Raw genomic sequence first — 19,432 nt, forward strand, 5'->3', positions numbered from 1 at the left:
TGGCTAAATTCTGATAATCATTTCCTATTATAGGGTTTCAGGAAATATAAATCAATATTAATTCTATGAAAATATGGGGCAAACTATAAAAGATTTATTAATTTTTTTGCATGAAACGCTGGATTTTTTTACGTTTCCCGTTGTATAATAATGAAATTGGATTGTTTTTGCGCGGGTTTGTGAAAAGCCGGAAACAAAGGGCGCAGTCCAGTTCCAGAAAATGCATGTTTTCTATACTGCATGCTATACAAAGGACGGGGAACCGGTACGCTTAACGGCGTACTTTTCTAATTTATCCATAACTGTAAGCCCCATCACAGTTGCAGCTTGCTGAAGCTTTGTATTGTAAAGCCGTCACCTACGGCAAAATGGAGAACGTCATGGCAGTAAAATATGTATTTGTAACAGGCGGCATGGTATCCGGGCCCGGAAAGGGAATTACCGCCGCATCCCCGGGAAGGCTTCAACAGGCCACACCCCCTTTTCAGGGGATTTGTGTCTGCGGCCCTGCAGAAGTAAAATCAAAAACCCCGCTGCAAGCAACGGGGTATCAAACTTGCAGCGCTGCAGAGCAGCGGGGTATTTGACCCTCGCGGCAGTCGCCAAATATCCATGCAAGCATGGCTACTTGGCTCGTTGCTCGCGGGAATAAATAGCTGTAAAAAACTGAACACAAACCAAAAAAATAAAATACAAAGAGGGAACTATGAAGTACGGATTTGATAATAACAAATATCTGAAAATGCAGTCAGAACACATTAAGGAGCGGATCGCCATGTTCGGCGACAAGCTTTATCTGGAGTTTGGCGGAAAGCTTTTTGACGATTACCATGCTTCCCGCGTCCTTCCCGGCTTTGAACCGGACAGCAAATTCAAAATGCTCCAGCAGCTGAAGGATCAGGCGGAAATCGTACTGGTCATCAGCGCGCCTTCCATTGAAAAAAATAAAATCCGCAGGGATTCCGGCCTTACCTACGACGCCGAGGTCCTGCGCCTTATCGAAACCTTCCGCAAAATGGGCTTCCTGGCCAATTCCGTTGTTATCACCCAGTATGCGGGACAGCCCTCCGCCGACCAGTACCGCCGCCGCCTGACCAATCTGGGGCTCCGTTCTTATCTTCATTATGTAATTGAAGGTTATCCGGATAATATCGACCTGATTGTCAGCGATGAAGGCTACGGCCGCAACGAATATGTGGAAACCACCAAACCGCTGGTTGTCATCACAGCGCCCGGCCCTGGAAGCGGCAAGATGGCCACCTGCCTTTCCCAGCTGTATCATGAGCATAAAAGAGGGATCCAGGCAGGCTACGCCAAATTCGAAACCTTCCCCATATGGAACCTGCCTCTGAAGCATCCTGTGAACATGGCCTATGAAGCCGCCACCGCGGATTTAAACGATGTAAACATGATTGACCCCTTCCACCTGGAAGCCTATGGCCAGACAACGGTCAACTATAACCGTGACGTGGAAATCTTCCCTGTCCTCAATGCCATTTTCGAACAGATTCTGGGGGACAGCCCTTATAAATCACCCACGGATATGGGCGTCAATATGGTAGGCAACTGTATACTGGACGATAAAATCTGCTGTGAGGCCGCCAACCAGGAAATCATCCGCCGCTACTATCACTGTCTCTGCGATCTGAAGCGGGGCAACAGCTCCAAGGAAATCCTTTATAAGCTGCAGCTGCTCATGAAGCAGGGAGGACTTACCATCAATGACCGTCCCGTAGTGAAGGCCGCCATGCAGCGGGAGGAGGAAACCGGCCATCCCGCCGTGGCGATTGAGCTTTCCGACGGCACGCTGGTCACCGGAAAGACCACGGAGCTTCTGGGCGCCGCCTCCGCGTGCCTCCTGAATTCCCTGAAGGTGGTGGAGGGCATTGACCACGAAGTGCATCTGGTATCCCCTCAGGCCATTGAACCCATCCAGACACTGAAAACCTCTTATCTGGGAAGCATTAACCCCAGGCTGCATACGGACGAAATCCTCATTGCCCTGTCCATCAGCGCCGCAACGGACAAGCAGGCCGCGCTTGCATTAAGCGCCCTGCGCCAGCTGAAGGGCTGCGAGGTCCATTCCTCCGTCATGCTTTCCTCCGTGGATGAAGCGGTCTTCAAGAAGCTGGGAATGCATCTGACCTGCGAGCCGAAAACAGAATCGGATAACCATCAGTAAACAGACTTCATGCAGGAAAACTGTCAGCAAATAAAAACAGCACAAAACCCCCGGAAAGAAAAGCCGTCTGTCAGGCAGGGCGCTTTTTCTTTCCGGGGGGTTTTTACACGGCGGACGTGCATAAGCACGTCCGCCGTCATTTAAAAGGCATAAATCAAATTTGTGCTTCCATATTACAGGCTTACAGACGCGTTTTATAATTTCTCACCACGTTCACGCCTTCGTTTACCACGATAAAGGCATGGGGGTCATATTTATGGACTATATTTTTCAGCTGGCTCAATTCGTACTTGGATATGAGCACAAATAAAATGTGTACGGACTCATCCGTATAAGCGCCGATGGCCTCCCACTTGGTTATGCCGCGTTCCAGCTCGGTGAAGATCTCTTTTTCCATCCCCTCGTCCTGCGCCTTGGTTATGATGCGCACCTCCACGTTTATCGTCTGGGCGTGCACCTTATCTATGGCAAAGGAGCTCAGGGAAGCGTAAATAAGGGAATAAATCACCGTAGGGATATCAAACAGGAACAGGCAGACCGAATACAGGATAATGTTGGTGATCAGATTCACCCGGCCGACCCTGAAATCCTTGCGCCATTTAATCAGCATCATGCCCACAATGTCCATGCCGCCCAGGGAACCGCCGTTCTTTAAGGCAAGTCCCATTCCCAGGCCGCAGATAATTCCGCCGATTACACAGCAGGCCAGCGTATCATCAGGCAGTATGGGCTGCATAGGAATCGGTATCACCGACAGAAGGACAGTAACCGTAGTTACGCACATCACCGTTTTAATAAAGAACCTTCTCCCAATCCGCTTCATGGAAATCAGCAGAATAGGAATGTTGATCAGATAATAAATTACACCGGCGATATCAAAATTCTGCAGGGGCAAATTCAGGTACTGGATAAGAATCGTCCTCAGTATCTGTGAAAAGCCCATGATTCCGCCGCTGTACAGGGCTACCGGCACAATAAACAGATTGATACCCAGGGAATAAACCACCGCGCCTGCCAGCGCGCCGAAGAATCTGTTAATCTGATACCACTTCCAGCTTTTTTCCATATCCCTGAACTTCTGCATCGCAGTTTCCATTGATAAAATCCTCCTGTTGCCAGTATTTCCAAATCTATTATAACTTACCCGCAGAGGGATTGCATCAACCATTTTTACATTATTTTGAAAATTATATGCAAAAAATAAAAAATACCGGAAACCGCTGACGCAATACCTTTCCTGCAGAAAGAAGAAGCACTAAAAGCGTACCAGACAGCGATAATGAAAGAACAAGCTTCCATAACTCACTCATCATTTTCCCCCCTGTCCCAGAATTCCTGCAGCTTTGCGTAGTCCTCCGGCGTAAGCATTTCCTTTTTAATCAGGGTGGCCAGCAGGCCCTGTACGTTTCCTTCATAGATTTTTTCCACAAAGCTTTCCGTCTGCCCCGCCTGATATTCCTCCTGGGAAAGCAGCGCCGTATACCGGTTCCTTCTGCCGAACTTGTCCGTACGAAGCATTCCCTTTTCCACCAGGCGGGAAAGCAGGGTTATTATGGTATTCTTATTCCAGGTATTTCCCTCTGCCGCCAGTCTTCCGGCTATCTGCGCATAAAAAGCGCTGCCTTAACGCCGTGTAGTCCAATTGTCAACAGAGGATTTGAAAAATGCCATGCTGAATCAGCTTTTCCTGTTCAGCATGGCATTTTTATCTTCCATGATAACAGATCAGGACAGTGCTCCGTCCCGATCCATTACCATCAATTATATATATTACTGCGCTGCATTCAGCTGGTCCAGAAGCCCCGTCAGCTGCTCCAGGGTTACCTTGCCTCCGGCAAAGCTGAGGATTCCGCGGATTGGCATATATTTCATCATGGCTTCCATCATCTCGCGGGATATTGCCTCTGCCGCTGCATCGCTTTCATTCTGCTGGCCGCCGATATTAAGCTGCATCATGGGAGCAATGATCTGCATGGCTTTTTCGTCCTTCATCAGATCGCCGAAGGTGGTATCCATCGTATAATGTACGGGAACCTTCACTGTGGATTCCACGGTCACCGCTGCTTCCAGCTGGATATCCCGGGAGGATTTTCCGATAAGGATACGGAATTCTCCGGTTTCCACATGCCAGTCATGCAGCTGGGTGTTCCAGTAAGCAAAGGCCCTCTTATCCAGGGTGAAGGTGACAGTCTTTGTCTCTCCGGGCGCAAGCTCTACTTTTTCAAAGCCCTTCAGCTCCTTAACGGGGCGGATCACAGTGCTCTCCACGTCGGAAACGTACAGCTGCACCACTTCTTTTCCTGCCATGCCGCCTGTATTGGTCACGTCCACGCTGACCTCCAGGACGTCGGTGTCTTTTATGTGATCTGCGCTGACCTTCAGGTTGGAATACTCATAACTTGTATAGGAAAGGCCGAAGCCGAAGGGGAAACGGACCTCCATTTTCTTGGTATCATAGTAACGGTAGCCTACAAACACGCCTTCTCTGTACTCCACCCTGTCGCCTTCGCCAAGATAGTACAGGTATGACGGATTATCCTCCAGCTTGTAGGGGAAGCTTTCTGGAAGCTTTGCACTGGGATTCACTTTCCCGAAGAGGATATCCACAGTAGCAGCGCCTACAGCCTGGCCGCCCAGGTAGGCTTCCACAATGCCCTTTACCTTGTCCGTCCAGGGCATTTCCACGGGGGAGCCATTATGTAATACCACGATGGTATTGGGCTGAACGGCCGCAACGCGTTCAATCAGCTCGTTCTGGCAGTCCGGCATTCCCATGTGCGCCCTGTCAAAGCCTTCGGATTCAAAGGCATCCGGAAGCCCGGCAAAAATAACCGCAGCCTTCGCTTTGGAGGCATTGGCAACCGCTTCCGCGATCATGGCCTCATCCACAACATCCGCGTCATCCGCATATCCTTCTGCAAATGTGATATTTCCCCAGTCCTTTACGCAGTCCCAGGCGCCGGTTACCTTATGGCTGTTGATGTGTGAGCTGCCGCCGCCCTGATAGCGGGGTTTTCTCGCATATTTGCCGATAAAGGCGATATCTTCCTTTTCGGAAAGCGGAAGAAGATTGTCTTCATTCTTCAGAAGGACAATGGTTTCTTCAGCGACCTTTTTCGCCATTTCATGATCCCTGTCTCTGTCAAATACCGCTGTTTTATCCCTGTTTTCCTCAAAACGGTATACAATGTTCAGGATACGCTCCACAGCCCTGTCCAGCACCGCTTCATCCAGGCTGCCGTCCTTTACCGCATCCACGATCAGCTTATCATTGATGCCGCCGGAGGAGGGCATTTCCAGATCCAGGCCGGCTTCCAGATCGGGCACTCTGTTGTTCACCGCACCCCAGTCACTTACCACAAAACCATCAAAGCCCCATTCCCCTCTCAGGATATCGGTGAGCGCTTCTTTATGCTCTGCCGCATAGGTGCCGTTGATTTTGTTGTAGGAGCACATAACGGTCCAGGGCTTCTGTTTGCTTACCGCCCCTTCAAAGGCCGCCATATAGATCTCGCGCAGCGTCCTTTCGTCAACCTCGGAGGATGAGGACATCCTGCGTGTTTCCTGGTTGTTTGCCAGGAAATGCTTGATGCTGGTCCCCACGTTTTTGCTCTGTACGCCCTTGATCAATGCGCCTGCTATCTCGGAAGCCACAAGGGGATCCTCGGAATAATATTCAAAATTACGTCCGCAGAGAGGAGAACGCTTGATATTCACCGCCGGCCCGAGGATAACGCCTACGCCCTCCGCCTGGCATTCTTCTCCCAGTGTCTCTCCCATTCTGGTAATCAGCTCTCTGTTGAAGCTGGCCGCCGTGCCGCAGCCTGCCGGGAAGCACACAGCCTTAATGCTGTCATTCATTCCCAGGTGATCCGCCTCCTGGTCCTGCTTTCTTAAGCCGTGAGGGCCGTCGGACACCATCATTGCCGGAATCCCCAGCCGGTCAACGCTTTCCGTATGCCAGAAATCTGCGCCAGAACACAGGGACGCTTTTTCCTCCAGTGTCATCTGTTTGATTAATTCCTGTAATTTTTCCCTTTCCATACCTTCTCCTTCTTAAACTTGCTGTTATCCCCCAGCCGGCTGCCGTCTCCGGCCGTCCTCAGCCAGGGCTTTCCTGAACCTCCGGCGCCGTCCGCCGGCGCCTGTATTTTCATCATAGCATGTTATAACCTGCTTTTCTATTGCAAAAATGACTTACATTGGGTCAATATTGACTTATTTTGAAAAATAACGGATAATTAAGAGGTATTTTAAGGCAATTCTTAACCTTATGGAGGTTTTCATGAAATATTATAATGAAGCGGGGCATTTCCCCGCAAACTGGGGTGAAAAGGAAATCGGTTATCAGGGTACCTCCGATTCCTGTCCCGGCAGTTATTTTGACGGCATCCAGGTAAAGGAATCCTTTTCACCGGTTGTTTATACCCATGAAAACATCCAGGTGGAGCCGGATATCCAGGTCCGCTGTTTTTCCTATGAGGATGCCGGAATCCTGGTCCCCCGGCACTGGCACAACAGTCTGGAAATTCTCTATATCGAGGCAGGGGATATGGATCTGCTGGTCAATGATCTCTCCATACGCCTGGAAAAAGGGGATTTTGCCATCATCAATTCCAGGGATATCCATGCCACCAGCAGTTCCGAGCATTCCCGCATAGATGTGCTTCAGATTCCCTATCAGTTCCTGAAAAAACACATTCCGGATTTTGACCGCATCCGCTTTATGAACGGCTCCTGCGGGGAAACGCGCTCCGATGAAGCCCTTGTCTACTGTCTAAAGGAAATACAGGAGATTTACATCCGTAAGCCCTATTGCTATCAGCTGCATTTCACCAGCCTGCTTTATGAGCTGCTTTTTCTTTGCGTCAACTGCTTCCGGCTACCCGCGGGAGAGGGCGGAGGCAGCCTGAACGACGAGGAGCGCGCCCGGCTGATCACGGTAATGGATTATGTAAATGCACACTATCAGGAAAGCATCAGCCTGCGTGACGCCGCCGCCCAGGTGGCTCTGAACCCGGAGTATTTCTGCCGTTTTTTCAAAAAAAATATGGGAATGACCTTCCTGGAATTCGTAAACCAGGTTCGTTTTTCCCATATCTGCGAAGACATTCTGCGTACCGATACAAGCATTACCGAGCTTCTGGTGCGCCATGGCTTTACCAATTATAAATTATTCCGGCGGATGTTTTACGAAAAATACGGCTGCACGCCTTCCGCCAAAAGAAAAGAGACCTCCGGAAAATAATTTTTTTCTTCCGGAGGCTTCTTCGTATTTTCTGCTTATTCGTCTCTTCCGTTTCCAACACGGCCGAAAAAGGTAAGCAGATAGATTCCGCAGATACCCACAATCACATAAATGATTCTGGAAATCCAGCTCATCTGGCCGAATATCAGCGCTACCAGATCCAGTCGGAACAATCCGATAAGTCCCCAGTTTACGGCGCCGATAACTGCAATCACAAGTGCTGTATAATCAAGACCTTTGTTTCCCATGACAGCTACCTCCTTTTTCTTACATAACTATCATGCCCGTTCAATTCCTTTTTTATACTTTTTTTGTATTTTCCTTTTTTAAGTTAAAATGTTCTGAAAAATACGGCGGTTCAGGCGATAAAATACGTATTGTGTCCTTCCTTTTTTGCCCGGTACAGCGCTTTATCCGCCTTGATGTAGAGGGAATCATAATCATTCTGCGGCCTGGCCAGAACAAGGTCATCCCCAACTGTATGGGATACCCTACACGAATCATCTGCCTGCCTCCGTCCGCAGCCAGGCTCTGTATCGGCAGCAGATGCCAAAACAACAGCATCAGCAATCCCGCCAGGCAAAGCTTCCCTTTAAAAAAACGCCTGCTTCCCCCTGTCACAGCCAGCTTATTATGCATATGTTTTATCCTCCGGACACTTCCGTCCCTGTAATACTGTTCCTGTTATTTTATCACGGAGTGAAGAATAAAACCATACAGAATAATAAAAATAAATGAAATATCGGACTGGCGCTTTCAAACGCCCCTTACAGGAAACACTGCCGGGCCAGGGAGCAGCCGGGAAGAACGGCTCGTCGCACCGCAACGGATAAAACTGTGTTAAAATTCGGCTATTTTGAAAGATTCAGATATTCCGTTATTATTTCTTCAGGCATCAGGCCTCCGCCTGTGGCCCACACGATGTGGGTCGCCTGGGCGGTCTTTTCATAAAGGCCCTGTTGTTTGAGCCAGGCGCGTCCCTGTTCTCCGGCCAGGATTTTGGGGCCGCCCAGGCAGGCGCAGGCGGAGGGTTCTATTATCACGCCTTCCGTTTCGTTAAGCCGTTGCATCCATCCGGGAAGGCATTCGTCCTGTACCGTATAAATGCCGTCCAGAAGCGGACGCATATTGCGTGCCACAAGCTCTGAGGGCCGCCCTACCGCCAGGCCGTCCGCCAGCGTTTTCCCGCTCAGTCCGAAGTCCTGTACGCAGACTTGATCCCCTTTGCCGGTTGCCATGCCAAGGAGCATACAGGGGCTTTGCACCGGTTCCGCAAAAAAGCAGTGCACCGCGTCCCCGAATACATATTTCAACCCCAGGGTAATGCCGCCCGGCGCGCCTCCCACGCCGCAGGGCAGGTAAACAAACAACGGATGATCACCGTCCACGGGGATCTGTTTATCCGCCAGCTGTTTTTTCAGCCGGAGTGCGGCGGCGGCATAGCCCAGAAACAGTCTGGAGGAATGTTCGTCATCCACAAAATAACTGTTTTCATCCGCATCGGACAGCGCCCTGCCCTCTTTGACCGCAGCGCCGTAATCTCCCTCATATTCTTTTACAATAACCCCTTTGCTCCGGAGGAGATCTTTTTTCCACTGCCTGGCGTCCGAGGACATATGCACCACCGCCCGATAGCCGATGGCTGCGCTCATAATGCCGATGCTCAGTCCCAGGTTTCCTGTAGAGCCCACCTGCATGGTATAGTGTGAAAAAAAGTCCCTGTGCTTCAAAAGGACGGAATAATCATCCGTTTCCTTCAGAAGCCCGGCCTTCAGGGCGAGCTCCTCCGTGGCTGCAAGTACCTCGTAAATGCCGCCTCTGGCTTTGACGGATCCGGCCACCGCCAGCTCACTGTCCAGCTTCATGAGCATGCGTCCATGTCTGAGAGGCTCCCCCTCTCCCGCCCCGCAGCCGTCCCAGAGGCTTTCCGCCATGGCCGGGATATCCTGCAGCGGGGATTCGATGATTCCTCCGGTTTTCTGAAGCTCCGGGAAGCAGCCTTCCAGAAATGGGGCGAACCTGAGCAGGCGCGCCTGGGCCTCTTCTATATCCGCCATCGTAAAGTCCAGGCTTTCCTTCGCTTTTGCGAAAGAAACACGGTGGGGATTGATCCAGAAGACCTCCCTCTGCGCTGTCACCCGGGCGATGATATCCGATGCTTCCTCCATTGCCGCATCCGGCACTGCCTGTGGCTGCGGACCCACCGTTTCCTTTGTGGAAACGGCGTGATCCAGGGAGCGCTGCAGGCGGAATACCTCATCAGGGAAGCGGTTCAGCGTTTCCTCCTCTGTCAGCGGCTCCGTATGGATCCGGCCATCCCAGACCATTTTTTCCCGCTCGTCTCCCAGCGGCTTCCATTCCGGGATGCCCTCCCAGTTGGGATCTCCGGTTTCGAAAAAGCGGACGTAGCTTTCATAGATAATTTCCGCGGTCTTTCTACGTTCCTCCAGGGCAATTCCGGGGAATAAAGCATCATCCCGCCAGGCGCCGTCAAATGCGGCGGACTGATCCAGCACATGGGACGCCGTACCGAAATCCATGCTGTAATACCAGACCTGGCTTCCGTTTTTCGCCAGAAGTTCCGCCAGGCGCCTGCTGTAGGTACGGTACATGTAGTCGGAAAGAAGCTGTTCCCATTTCAGCGCCCTGCGTAAAGCTAAACCACTTTCTTCCTGCCGCTCCCCGGCGTCGAACTCCTCGAATTCCTCTATGGCAATCTCCGCGTTCTGCCCAAACAGGGCCCTGGCAATGGCAGGGCAATGGGCCGTAAAATCAGGATCGCCCAGGCGGCGGAATACCATTTCATGGCGGCAGCTGCCCACAATTGCCTTGCCCGACCAATGCCTGCCGCTTCTCAGCGCTTCCCTCCAGTCCATGGGAACCGTAATTCCATCGGCAACCGGGCCGAAGGTACAAGTATTTCCCGGATTATCCACAAGCCGCTCCTGTACTGCCAGCAGGTTATCCACATCCATGGTCAGGATATCCTCCGGCCTTTTAAGCCCTGCCAGCGAGAAAAAGGAATCCGCAACCGCAGCAGCTGTTTCTTCTTCACGGATACACTGGTAAGCGCCGCTGGCCATCAATACCTGGCTGCAACAGGTTTTCAGCTCCGGCCTCAGCAGAAGCGCGCCAAGAGTCTTGGCTCCTGCGGATTCGCCAAACACGGTAATCCTGCTGCGGTCGCCTCCAAACTCCCCGATATTATCATATATCCAGCGCAGGGCCGCCAGCTGATCCAGGGTCCCGTTGTTTCCGGTGCCCCGGTATTCCTCACCCAGCGCAGTTCCCAGATAAAGATAACCCAATACGCCCAGGCGGTAATTTATGGAAACATAAATAAAGCTATGATCGCGTATGATCTGTTTTCCGCTCCGGTCACGGTTGCTTCCGTTCTGGAATGCGCCGCCGTGAATATAGACCGCCACAGGCAGGCCCCTTCCTTCCCGGCGCGCCTCCAGGGCGGCCCGCGCCGAAACATAAATATTCAGATTCAGACAGTCCTCCCCGTATTCCTTCCGCCCTTCCAAACCGGCCTGCGTTTCTTGCGCAGGATGGGACTGGACCGCTTTTTTACCAAACGCGTCAGCCTGAAACATCCCTTCCCAGTTTATTTCCCGGGGCGCCTGAAACCGCTCCGCCCGGGCATAGGGAATCCCCAGAAAATTCTGAAGTCCGTTTTCCTCAAATCCTTCCACATAACCGCCTGTTGTTTTGATTCTCATGTTCTCTCCTGTTGCAGCAACCGGGCCGCTTCACCGATGCCCTCCCCAAAGGTGGGATGGGGATGGATGACTCCGGCCAGCTCCCCTGCGGTAATTCCGCGGCTGATTGCCAGCGCAAGCTCTCCAATCATATCGGTGGCGCGGGCGCACATCAGCTGCGCTCCCACAATTTTTTCATTATCCTCCCGTGCCACAAGCCTGATAAAACCTCTCTCCTGGCCGGAAAGCACGAATTTTCCGTTCAGGGACATTATGTACTTCGCTGTTTTTACCGGGACGCCTGAAGCCTTTGCTTCCTCACAGGTAAGGCCCGCACAGGCAATTTCCGGATCTGTATATACGCAGGAAGGAATGACCCTTCTGTCTATGGAAGGTTCCCTGCCTTCCATATGATCCAGCGCAAGCAGCCCCTCCGCAGTGGCAGCGTGAGCAAGCTGTATGCCCCCTGTCACGTCTCCCACGGCGTATATGCCGGGAATCCGGGTCCGGTAATTCTCGTCCACAGGAATGCGTCCACGCTCCGTCCCGCTTGGCCCCAGCAGCTGCCCTGACCAGACGGACTCCCCGTCCGCCCTGCGGCCCACCGCTGCCAGAAGCCCTTTTGCGGAAGCCGAAAACGCCTGTCCTTTTTCTTCATAATAACATACAAAGCCTCCCTCTTGCATTCTTTCCACACGGGTTACGGAAGCTTTTGTATGGATATCCACACCTCTTTTTTTCAGTATCATTTTCAGATTCTGGGAAATCTCCCGATCCATGCCGGGCAAAATCCGATCCATGGCCTCCAGTACGGTGACCTTTTTCCCCAGGTCAGAATAGAAGGAGGCAAATTCCATGCCGATCACGCCTCCGCCTATAATAATAAGGCTGTCGTATGGTTTCTGTCTTGCAAGAAGGCCGGCGCTGTCCTCCACACCGGGCAGATCGATTCCCGGAATCGGCGGAACAGCGGTTTTAGCCCCGGCCGCGATAAGGATGCGGGGCGCTGTAAGAAGAATTTCCTCTTTTCCTGTCGTTACCAGCACCTTTTCTTTTTCTAGGATCCGGCCGGTACCGGTAAAAAGAGTCACACCCTTTTTCTGAAACTGCACGGCAATTCCCTCCCGCAGGGAGGAGATTACCTCAAGACGGCGTTCCTGCAGCCGGGCCATATCCACATGAGCCTCCGACACGCTCAGCCCCTCCGCCTGCGCTTCCTGCAGCCTGCGGTACAAACCTGAAGCATGAAGCAATGTCTTTGTGGGAATACAGCCGCGATTCAGACAGGTTCCTCCCAGCTCATCTTTTTCTATGACAGCCACCCTGCGGCCGCCCTCCGCCGCACGAAGCGCCGCCGGATAGCCTCCCGGCCCTGCGCCGATAACAATCAAATCAAATTCCTGTGCCATTAATTACCTCCCGCTGCCAAAGGCCGCATATTATAAAAGCAGGCCCAGCAGTCTTTCCAAATCATCCTTCATGGATGCCTGCAGCCTGTTTTGCGCCGGTATCTGCCGGAAGGCCTCCGCAACCGCAGCCTTCGTCAGCTGTGTTCCGGGAAGCGCCTCCGTAAGCGCAGTCACCAGCTGTGTATCCAACGCATCCGTATGGAGGATCAATTCACTAATCCTCCCCCCATCCGCCTTCAGCGCAAGCTGTACCTCTCCCCAGGAAAAACGGCGGGAAATTTCATCGCTGAAGGGAATCTGTCTGCCATACTTCCATTCCCAGGAAGCAAAGGCAGCCGCCCGGCTGCGGATTTCACCACCCTCCAGCCGTTCTCCCGGAAACGGCTCCACCGGCAGCCCGTAGCGCCCGGCGAAGGCCTCCTTCAGCACAACAGCCATCCTTTCCTTCGTAAGCTCCGGCATCAGATCACACAGATTGATGACCCGGCTGCGCACGGACTCCACCCCTTTGGATTCCAGCTTCTGCCTGGAAACATGCAGATATTTTTCCATCTGCTCCTGATCCGCGTGCATGAGTATCGTACCATGATGGTAACAGCAGTCTCCCGTAGAATAATACGCATTTCCTGAAAATTTACATCCGTTGATGGTGATATCGTTACGGCCGCTTTTACAGGCGGAAAGCCCCAGGCGTTTCACCGCCTCCAGGACGACATCCGTCTGTTTATCCACATCATAATTGCACCTGCGCGCCAGAAAAGTGAAATTCAAGTTCCCCAAATCATGAAATACGGCGCCGCCGCCGGAAAGACGGCGGGCAAGATACCCGCCGTCCGCCTCCAGCTCCTTCGTCCTGCATTCCTTCCAGGCATTCTGGTTCCGTCCGATGACCACCGTCCGTTCATTCTGCCACAAATAAAGAATACATTCGTCCTCTCCCGCCTGGTACATCAGATATTCTTCCAGCCCCATATTCTGATACGGATTAAAACAGCCTGATTCTATGGTATATATTTTTTTTATCATAATCCATAATGCAGTTTGGGATTCCTGGCCGCCTGCACCTCATCCAGCCGTGAAATTTCCGTCTTATGGGGTGCGCTGCGTATCCACTCCGGATCCTCCTGCGCCTTTCTGTGAATTTCCATAAAAGCCGAAATCAGCTCCTCCAGATTCTCCGGGGATTCCGTTTCCGTAGGCTCAACCATCAACGCTTCATGCACGATGAGAGGGAAATACATGGTAGGCGGATGGATCCCGTAATCAAGCAGCGCCTTTGCAATGTCCATGGCGCTGACCTGCAGCTCCTCCTTTTCCGGCTGAAGGGTCATGACAAACTCATGCATGCAGGTTTCCTGATAGGCCATGTGATACGCCTCCGACAGCCTGACACGCAGATAATTGGCATTCAGCACCGCCATATGGGCGGCATCCCTGATCCCCTCGGCCCCCAGTGTAAGCGCGTAACACAACGCCTTCACCACCACGAGGAAATTGCCGTAAAACGCCCTTACCATGCCAATGGATTTTTCATAATCCGCTCTGTAAAAAACGCCGTTTTCTTCCCGGATTTCCTTACCCGGCAGAAATTTTCCCAGAAAAGCCTTACAGCCCACCGGACCGCTTCCCGGCCCTCCGCCTCCGTGGGGCGTGGAAAAGGTCTTATGCAGGTTCAGATGCACCGTATCAAAGCCCATATCTCCCGGCCTTGCCACGCCCATCACCGCATTCAGGTTGGCGCCGTCATAATAGCACAGGCCGCCGGACTCATGGACAATGCGGGTAATTTCCAGGATATTTTTGTCAAAAAGCCCTACAGTATTGGGATTGGTCAGCATCAGCCCAGCCGTATCCTCTCCCACCGCCGCCTTCAGCGCCTCCAAATCCACACAGCCTTCCTTCGTGGAAGGGATATTGATGACCTGATATCCTGCCATCGTGGCGCTGGCAGGATTGGTGCCGTGGGCGGAATCCGGAACGATGATTTTTGTCCGTTTTACGTCCCCCCGGCTTTCATGGTAGGCCCGGATGAGAAGAAGGCCGGTAAACTCCCCATGCGCCCCGGCCGCCGGCTGGAAGGTCATGGCATCCATTCCCGTGATTTCACAGAAAACCCGCTCTGCATCGTGAAGGACATGCAGACAGCCCTGCACCGTCTCCTCCGGCTGCAGGGGATGAATCCGCGTGAAGCCGGGAAGAGAAGCCATTTCGTCATTCAGCTTGGGGTTATATTTCATGGTACAGGAGCCCAGGGGATAGGAACCGTCATTCACTCCGTGGGTGGCATTGGCCAGCGCGGTATAATGCCGGCTGATGTCGTTTTCCGATACCTGGGGAAGACGCAGCGGACTTTTCCTTCCGGCCGCGGAAAGCGGCTTTTCCCCGGTTCCGATTACCGGCACATCACATTCCGGCAGTATACTGCAGCGCCTGCCCGGAACACTTCGTTCAAAAATCAGTTTCATTGTCCGCACACCTCCTTCACCAGACTTACCAGCTCATCCATTTCTTCTCTCGAATTCTTTTCCGTGGCGCACCACAGCAGGTTCCCGTCCGGCAGCAGAAGCCCGCCCAGAAAACCCTTTCCCTCCAGCGCTCCCAGAAGCCTTTTCCCATCCACCGGGGAAGCCGTAACAAACTCATGGAAAAATTCCTTTTTATAAACCGGAGGCAGCCCGGCTTTTTCCAGCTCCTTCTGCAGATAATGCGCCTTGGAGGCGCACAGGACAGCCGTCTGTGTAATCCCCTCCGGCCCCATGGCGGACAGATACACGGACGCGATCAGAGCACAGAGCGCCTCATTGGAACAGATATTGCTGCCTGCTTTTTCCCTGCGGATGTGCTGCTCCCTTGCCTGAAGCGTGAGCACAAAGCCTCTGTTCCCCCTGGAATCCACTGTTTCCCCCACAATACGGCCCGGCAGCTTACGCATCATATCCCTGGAAGCTGCCATAAAGCCCAGATAAGGGCCGCCGAAGGATAAAGGCAGGCCCAGCGGCTGCCCTTCCCCCACCGCCACATCGGCCCCGCATTCCCCGGGTGTCTCCACAATAGCCAGCGCAATGGGATTGCAGCCCATGATGAGCTTCCCACCCCTTTCATGGACGGCCTCGGCGCATGCCCTCCCGTCCTCCAGGATTCCATAAAAATTAGGCTGCTGCACATAAAAACACGCCACCGTGTCATCCAGCATGCTTTTCAGAGCCTCCAAATCCGTGCTTCCGTCCCTGGCCGGCACCATTTCCACTACAGCCTGCCTGCCGTGGCAATAGGTTTTTATCACCTCCGTCACCTGAGGATTGGTGGTTTCGGAAACCAGCACGCGGGTGCGTTTTCTTTCCCTGCACATGAAAACACCCTCTGCCGCAGCGGACGCGCCGTCATAAACGGAAGCGTTGGCAGCGTCCAGGCCTGTCAGTTCACAGATCATCGTCTGATATTCGAAAATAGACTGAAGCAGCCCCTGGCTGATTTCCGCCTGATACGGCGTATAGGCGGTGACAAATTCCTCCTTCGAAACAACCTCCTTTACAATAGACGGAATATAATGATCATAAGCGCCTGCGCCCCTGAAAATATGGCGGAAGATACGGTTTTCCTCCGCATAGTCTTCCATTTTCCGGGCAGCTCCCAGCTCTGACAGCCCTTTAGGCAGCTGCAGTTCCCCCTTCAACTTTACTTCCTCAGGCAGCGCCGCAAACAGCTCCTCCGTGGAAGTAAGGCCCACAATTTCCAGCATCCTCTGTCTTTGTTCTTCTGTTGTCGGTATGTAGGATCCCATTCCCTTTTCCCCCTTTCCCGGCCGCATTACTGCTTCCGGGTTTCCACATACACTTCATAATCCGCAGCGTCCAGCAGCTCCTCCTGATCCGTAATATCCTTTACCCTGATCATCCAGGCTTCATTGGCATCCGTATTAATCAGTTCGGGACTGTCCAGCAGCTCTTCATTGATTTCCTCCACAATTCCGGTCACCGGGGAATACACATCCGATACCGCTTTTACGGACTCCACATCCCCGAAGGGCTCCCCGGCGGTTACCTCATCCCCTTCCTCAGGCAGATTCACGAATACCAGGTCTCCCAGCTCCTTCTGCGCATAATCGGTAAGGCCGATCCGCGCGCTGCCGTCTTCTTCAAATAAAACCCATTCATGAGATTTGGAATACTTGTAATTATCCGGATAATTCATATATTTTTCCTCCTGTTTTATGCCCTTCAGGCACTTTTATTTAAATTTTATAGCTTTCCCCTGCAATAACTGTAAAAGAACTGAACCCTTACCTTTTATAAAAAGGAAGCTCCACGATTTCCGCTTCCACGCGGCGGCCCCGCACCTCGGCCTCCACCCGCCTTCCTGGCACTGCCTCCTCCGCCTGAAGCAGCGCCATAGCCACCGGATATCCCAGGTAAGGCGCATGGGTTCCGGAAGTCGTAACCCCGATTTTCCCATCCCCCGCATATACTCCGGCCTGCTCCCTGATAATTCCTCTTCCCGTCACTTTCAGGCCAACCCTTTTTCTTGACGGGGTTCCCTGTTTCTCAAGAGCATCCCTGCCGATAAAATTCTTCTTCATTTTTACCGCAAAAGAAAGCCCTGACTCCAGAGGAGAAATCGTATCATCCATTTCATGACCATATAGCGGCATGGCGGCCTCCAGCCGGAGCGTATCCCGCGCCCCCAGCCCGCAGGGAATCAGCCCCTCCTCCCTTCCGGCCTCCATCAACGCTTCCCACAACGCCGGCGCGTCCCCGGCCGCCATATACAACTCAAACCCATCCTCGCCGGTGTAACCGGTCCTGGAGATAACGCACCGGATACCCGCCGCCTCCCCCTCAAAAATACAGCTATAATACTTCTCAGGAATAACCTCATCCCCTGCAACCCTGCCAAGAATCCCCCGAGCCTTCGGCCCCTGAAGCGCTATCTGCCCCACATTATCCGAAATATCCCGGAATTTGGCGCCGCCCCTCTGATGCTCCAGCATCCACGCAAAATCCTTATCCTTATTTGCCGCGTTCACCACAAAGAAATAATGATTATCCCTGACCTTATAAACAATCAGATCATCCACCACCCCGCCGTTTTCATTACACATGGGACTATACCTGGCCTGACCGTCACGCATATTCGTAAAATCATTCGTCAGCAGATAATTCAGATTCTCCAACGCCCCCTCCCCTTCACAAAGTATTTCCCCCATATGGGATACATCAAAAAGCCCGCAGTCCCGTCTCACCGCCATATGTTCCTGAATCACCCCGTACCCCTCATACTGCACCGGCAAAAGATACCCTGCAAACGGCACCATCTTCCCGCCATACCTCACATGAACATCATACAACGACGTCCTCCGCTCCTCCATTACCCCCAGCTCCTTCCTTTTTAAAAACAAAATTCCCATCCACAAAAAATATTTCCGCACGCAAAAAGGCATACGGCGCTAACAGCCATATGCCTTCCCTGTCTTCGTACCTGAAAGATTACCCCTTACCCTACAAGAGGCTGCCTCGTCGGTGGCAACAGTGCACTAACCTACTGCACCTCACCTTTCCAGAGCTTCGTCCAAATCCGGTCCTTTTGCCTGAGAGTTTATGCCCCTTCGGCGCAATTAAGTTGTCTCTCCCGAATCCTTCTCCCGAAAATATTTACAGAAAGACACCACCTCCGATGCCCTCCCCTTTGTATGTCCAGTCTAACACAATTCCCCCAACACAGCAATCACAATCATTATACAAATCCAACAATTTTTATCCCCACCTATCTATATATACTATCTCCACAAACCATCTATACCTTCTCTTTATATCTTTATAATCTCTCTTTATATCTTCATAATATCTCTTCATACTATCTATACATACCATCAACACAGACCTACCTGAACACCTACTGCCCTGGCGCAGCCTTCCCGTTATAGTTCTCCCCCGCACATTCCTGCCCGCCGCTCTGTTACGCACCGCTTTCTGGCCGCTCCCCGCGTCTGTCCGGCCGGGTATTGTTTTCTGTAAGGGTCGTTTAAAAACGCCGGTACTAACGCCGCGTATTGTGCGGCGTTAGTACCGCTGCGTTTTTAACCGAGCGAAAGCAAGACGACTTTCAGTCGTCTGCCCACACAGAAAATAATACCCGGCCGGACAGACGCGGGGAGCGGCCAGAAAGCGGTGCGTAACAGAACGGCGGGCAGGAATCCCGCGGGGGAGAACTATAACGGGAAGGCGTCCCACTACCTCCAATGGAGTCTGTGGAGGTCGCCTTCGAGGAGCATTCCTTCGAAACTGTTCTGGCGCAGGGCCTCATAAAGCACAATCGCAACGGAATTGCTTAAATTCAGGGAACGGATTTTATCCAGCATGGGGATACGGATACAGGTATCTTCATTTTCCACTAGGATTTCTTCCGGGATTCCCGCGCTTTCCTTGCCGAACATAATATAGTCGTCCGGGCCGAAAGCAACGTCAGTGTATACATGCTTTGCCTTGGTAGTGGCCATCCATATTTTCGCCCTGGGATTTTTCTCCAGGAAGTCTTCATAATTGATATAGCGCCGCACGTCCAGATCCTTCCAGTAATCCATGCCCGCCCTTTTGATTTCCTTTTCGTTCAGACGGAAGCCAAGCGGCTCTATGAGATGCAGGACGGAACCCGTGGCTACGCAGGTCCTGCCGATATTTCCGGTATTAGCCGGGATCTCCGGCTGATGCAGTACAATATTCATTTCAATTCTCCCCGATGTCTTTCGTTTTATTTTTACAAAAGCGGCAGCCCCGTCTCCTGAATTATACAGGATACAGGGCTGCCGGAACCGCCGGCGTCCGGCGGCAGTATTACAATGCCAAAATGATAACTGTCAGCTCTTTCCCCACTGCTTGGAACAGCAGGCGCCACG

General features: G+C 52.4%; 15 protein-coding genes, 2 pseudogenes and 1 riboswitch. Of the genes and pseudogenes, 3 read left to right on the forward strand and 14 right to left on the reverse strand.

Translation table 11 applies throughout. From position 1 onward, the window contains the following. Window positions 1–380: 380 nt before the first annotated feature. Both FYJ45_RS32720 and FYJ45_RS15575 read left to right on the forward strand, forming a co-directional pair. A pseudogene (locus FYJ45_RS32720) lies at window positions 381–473 on the forward strand (hypothetical protein); the annotation flags it as partial. Window positions 474–706: 233 nt separating this feature from the next. Then, on the forward strand, window positions 707–2,182 hold the full coding sequence (locus FYJ45_RS15575) for a DUF1846 domain-containing protein (protein WP_154465573.1): 1,476 nt from the start codon (window positions 707–709) through the stop codon (window positions 2,180–2,182). Between the two features lie 181 nt (window positions 2,183–2,363). On the opposite strand, the gene FYJ45_RS15580 is transcribed toward FYJ45_RS15575, so the two are convergent. The 4 genes and pseudogenes from FYJ45_RS15580 to FYJ45_RS15595 form a co-directional block, all read right to left on the reverse strand. Beyond that, entirely contained in the window at window positions 2,364–3,278 is a 915-nt protein-coding gene (locus FYJ45_RS15580; RefSeq protein WP_154465575.1) for a YitT family protein, read from the reverse strand. A 206-nt stretch (window positions 3,279–3,484) separates the two neighbouring features. Then, a pseudogene (locus FYJ45_RS15585) lies at window positions 3,485–3,790 on the reverse strand (BlaI/MecI/CopY family transcriptional regulator); the annotation flags it as partial. A 162-nt stretch (window positions 3,791–3,952) separates the two neighbouring features. Then, a complete protein-coding gene (locus FYJ45_RS15590) occupies window positions 3,953–6,226 on the reverse strand; it encodes a glycoside hydrolase family 3 C-terminal domain-containing protein (protein ID WP_154465579.1) in 2,274 nt (757 codons plus the stop codon). Then, window positions 6,199–6,342, reverse strand: coding sequence for a hypothetical protein (locus FYJ45_RS15595; RefSeq protein WP_021634679.1), 144 nt, complete (start codon window positions 6,340–6,342; stop codon window positions 6,199–6,201). Before FYJ45_RS15595 ends, FYJ45_RS15590 begins: the two co-directional genes overlap by 28 nt. Before the next feature lie 125 nt (window positions 6,343–6,467). Between FYJ45_RS15595 and FYJ45_RS15600 the strand changes: the two genes are divergently transcribed. Further along, window positions 6,468–7,430: an AraC family transcriptional regulator gene (locus FYJ45_RS15600; protein WP_195841832.1), complete on the forward strand. Its 963-nt coding sequence runs from the start codon at window positions 6,468–6,470 to the stop codon at window positions 7,428–7,430. A 35-nt stretch (window positions 7,431–7,465) separates the two neighbouring features. Here FYJ45_RS15600 and FYJ45_RS15605 read toward each other — a convergent pair whose 3' ends face one another. The 10 genes from FYJ45_RS15605 to FYJ45_RS15650 form a co-directional block, all read right to left on the reverse strand. Next, window positions 7,466–7,678, reverse strand: a complete 213-nt coding sequence (locus tag FYJ45_RS15605) for a DUF378 domain-containing protein (RefSeq protein WP_021634681.1) — start codon at window positions 7,676–7,678, stop codon at window positions 7,466–7,468. Between the two features lie 110 nt (window positions 7,679–7,788). Continuing rightward, window positions 7,789–8,013: a hypothetical protein gene (locus FYJ45_RS15610; RefSeq protein ID WP_154465583.1), complete on the reverse strand. Its 225-nt coding sequence runs from the start codon at window positions 8,011–8,013 to the stop codon at window positions 7,789–7,791. Window positions 8,014–8,281: 268 nt separating this feature from the next. After that, entirely contained in the window at window positions 8,282–11,155 is a 2,874-nt protein-coding gene (locus FYJ45_RS31805; protein WP_154465585.1) for a D-serine ammonia-lyase, read from the reverse strand. Next, window positions 11,152–12,543, reverse strand: a complete 1,392-nt coding sequence (gene lpdA / locus FYJ45_RS15620) for a dihydrolipoyl dehydrogenase (RefSeq protein ID WP_154465587.1) — start codon at window positions 12,541–12,543, stop codon at window positions 11,152–11,154. Before lpdA ends, FYJ45_RS31805 begins: the two co-directional genes overlap by 4 nt. A gap of 30 nt (window positions 12,544–12,573) precedes the next feature. Next, window positions 12,574–13,569 (reverse strand): lipoate--protein ligase, encoded by a 996-nt coding sequence (locus FYJ45_RS15625; RefSeq protein WP_154465589.1) that lies wholly within the window; start codon window positions 13,567–13,569, stop codon window positions 12,574–12,576. After that, entirely contained in the window at window positions 13,566–15,008 is a 1,443-nt protein-coding gene (gene gcvPB / locus FYJ45_RS15630; protein ID WP_154465591.1) for an aminomethyl-transferring glycine dehydrogenase subunit GcvPB, read from the reverse strand. The genes FYJ45_RS15625 and gcvPB overlap by 4 nt, the downstream gene beginning before the upstream one ends. After that, window positions 15,005–16,324 (reverse strand): aminomethyl-transferring glycine dehydrogenase subunit GcvPA, encoded by a 1,320-nt coding sequence (gcvPA, locus tag FYJ45_RS15635; protein ID WP_154465593.1) that lies wholly within the window; start codon window positions 16,322–16,324, stop codon window positions 15,005–15,007. The genes gcvPB and gcvPA overlap by 4 nt, the downstream gene beginning before the upstream one ends. A 26-nt stretch (window positions 16,325–16,350) precedes the next feature. Next, entirely contained in the window at window positions 16,351–16,734 is a 384-nt protein-coding gene (gene gcvH, locus FYJ45_RS15640; protein ID WP_102287430.1) for a glycine cleavage system protein GcvH, read from the reverse strand. 88 nt (window positions 16,735–16,822) lie between these two features. Further along, window positions 16,823–17,908 carry a glycine cleavage system aminomethyltransferase GcvT gene (gene gcvT, locus FYJ45_RS15645; protein WP_154465595.1) on the reverse strand — a complete coding sequence of 362 codons (1,086 nt, stop codon included), beginning with the start codon at window positions 17,906–17,908 and terminating at the stop codon, window positions 16,823–16,825. Between the two features lie 197 nt (window positions 17,909–18,105). After that, window positions 18,106–18,181: riboswitch (glycine riboswitch) on the reverse strand. Between the two features lie 588 nt (window positions 18,182–18,769). Further along, window positions 18,770–19,261 carry a tRNA (cytidine(34)-2'-O)-methyltransferase gene (locus FYJ45_RS15650; RefSeq protein WP_154465597.1) on the reverse strand — a complete coding sequence of 164 codons (492 nt, stop codon included), beginning with the start codon at window positions 19,259–19,261 and terminating at the stop codon, window positions 18,770–18,772. Window positions 19,262–19,432: the final 171 nt, after the last annotated feature.

Source organism: Eisenbergiella porci (genome assembly GCF_009696275.1).
GTDB lineage: Bacteria > Bacillota > Clostridia > Lachnospirales > Lachnospiraceae > Eisenbergiella > Eisenbergiella porci.

Coding starts and splice junctions, on each gene's coding strand:
- FYJ45_RS15575 (WP_154465573.1), top strand. CDS start 707: ATGAAGTACGGATTTGATAATAACAAATATCTGAAAATGCAGTCAGAA.
- FYJ45_RS15580 (WP_154465575.1), bottom strand. CDS start 3,278: ATGGAAACTGCGATGCAGAAGTTCAGGGATATGGAAAAAAGCTGGAAG.
- FYJ45_RS15590 (WP_154465579.1), bottom strand. CDS start 6,226: ATGGAAAGGGAAAAATTACAGGAATTAATCAAACAGATGACACTGGAG.
- FYJ45_RS15595 (WP_021634679.1), bottom strand. CDS start 6,342: ATGATGAAAATACAGGCGCCGGCGGACGGCGCCGGAGGTTCAGGAAAG.
- FYJ45_RS15600 (WP_195841832.1), top strand. CDS start 6,468: ATGAAATATTATAATGAAGCGGGGCATTTCCCCGCAAACTGGGGTGAA.
- FYJ45_RS15605 (WP_021634681.1), bottom strand. CDS start 7,678: ATGGGAAACAAAGGTCTTGATTATACAGCACTTGTGATTGCAGTTATC.
- FYJ45_RS31805 (WP_154465585.1), bottom strand. CDS start 11,155: ATGAGAATCAAAACAACAGGCGGTTATGTGGAAGGATTTGAGGAAAAC.
- lpdA (WP_154465587.1), bottom strand. CDS start 12,543: ATGGCACAGGAATTTGATTTGATTGTTATCGGCGCAGGGCCGGGAGGC.
- FYJ45_RS15625 (WP_154465589.1), bottom strand. CDS start 13,569: ATGATAAAAAAAATATATACCATAGAATCAGGCTGTTTTAATCCGTAT.
- gcvPB (WP_154465591.1), bottom strand. CDS start 15,008: ATGAAACTGATTTTTGAACGAAGTGTTCCGGGCAGGCGCTGCAGTATA.
- gcvPA (WP_154465593.1), bottom strand. CDS start 16,324: ATGGGATCCTACATACCGACAACAGAAGAACAAAGACAGAGGATGCTG.
- gcvH (WP_102287430.1), bottom strand. CDS start 16,734: ATGAATTATCCGGATAATTACAAGTATTCCAAATCTCATGAATGGGTT.
- gcvT (WP_154465595.1), bottom strand. CDS start 17,908: ATGGAGGAGCGGAGGACGTCGTTGTATGATGTTCATGTGAGGTATGGC.
- FYJ45_RS15650 (WP_154465597.1), bottom strand. CDS start 19,261: ATGAATATTGTACTGCATCAGCCGGAGATCCCGGCTAATACCGGAAAT.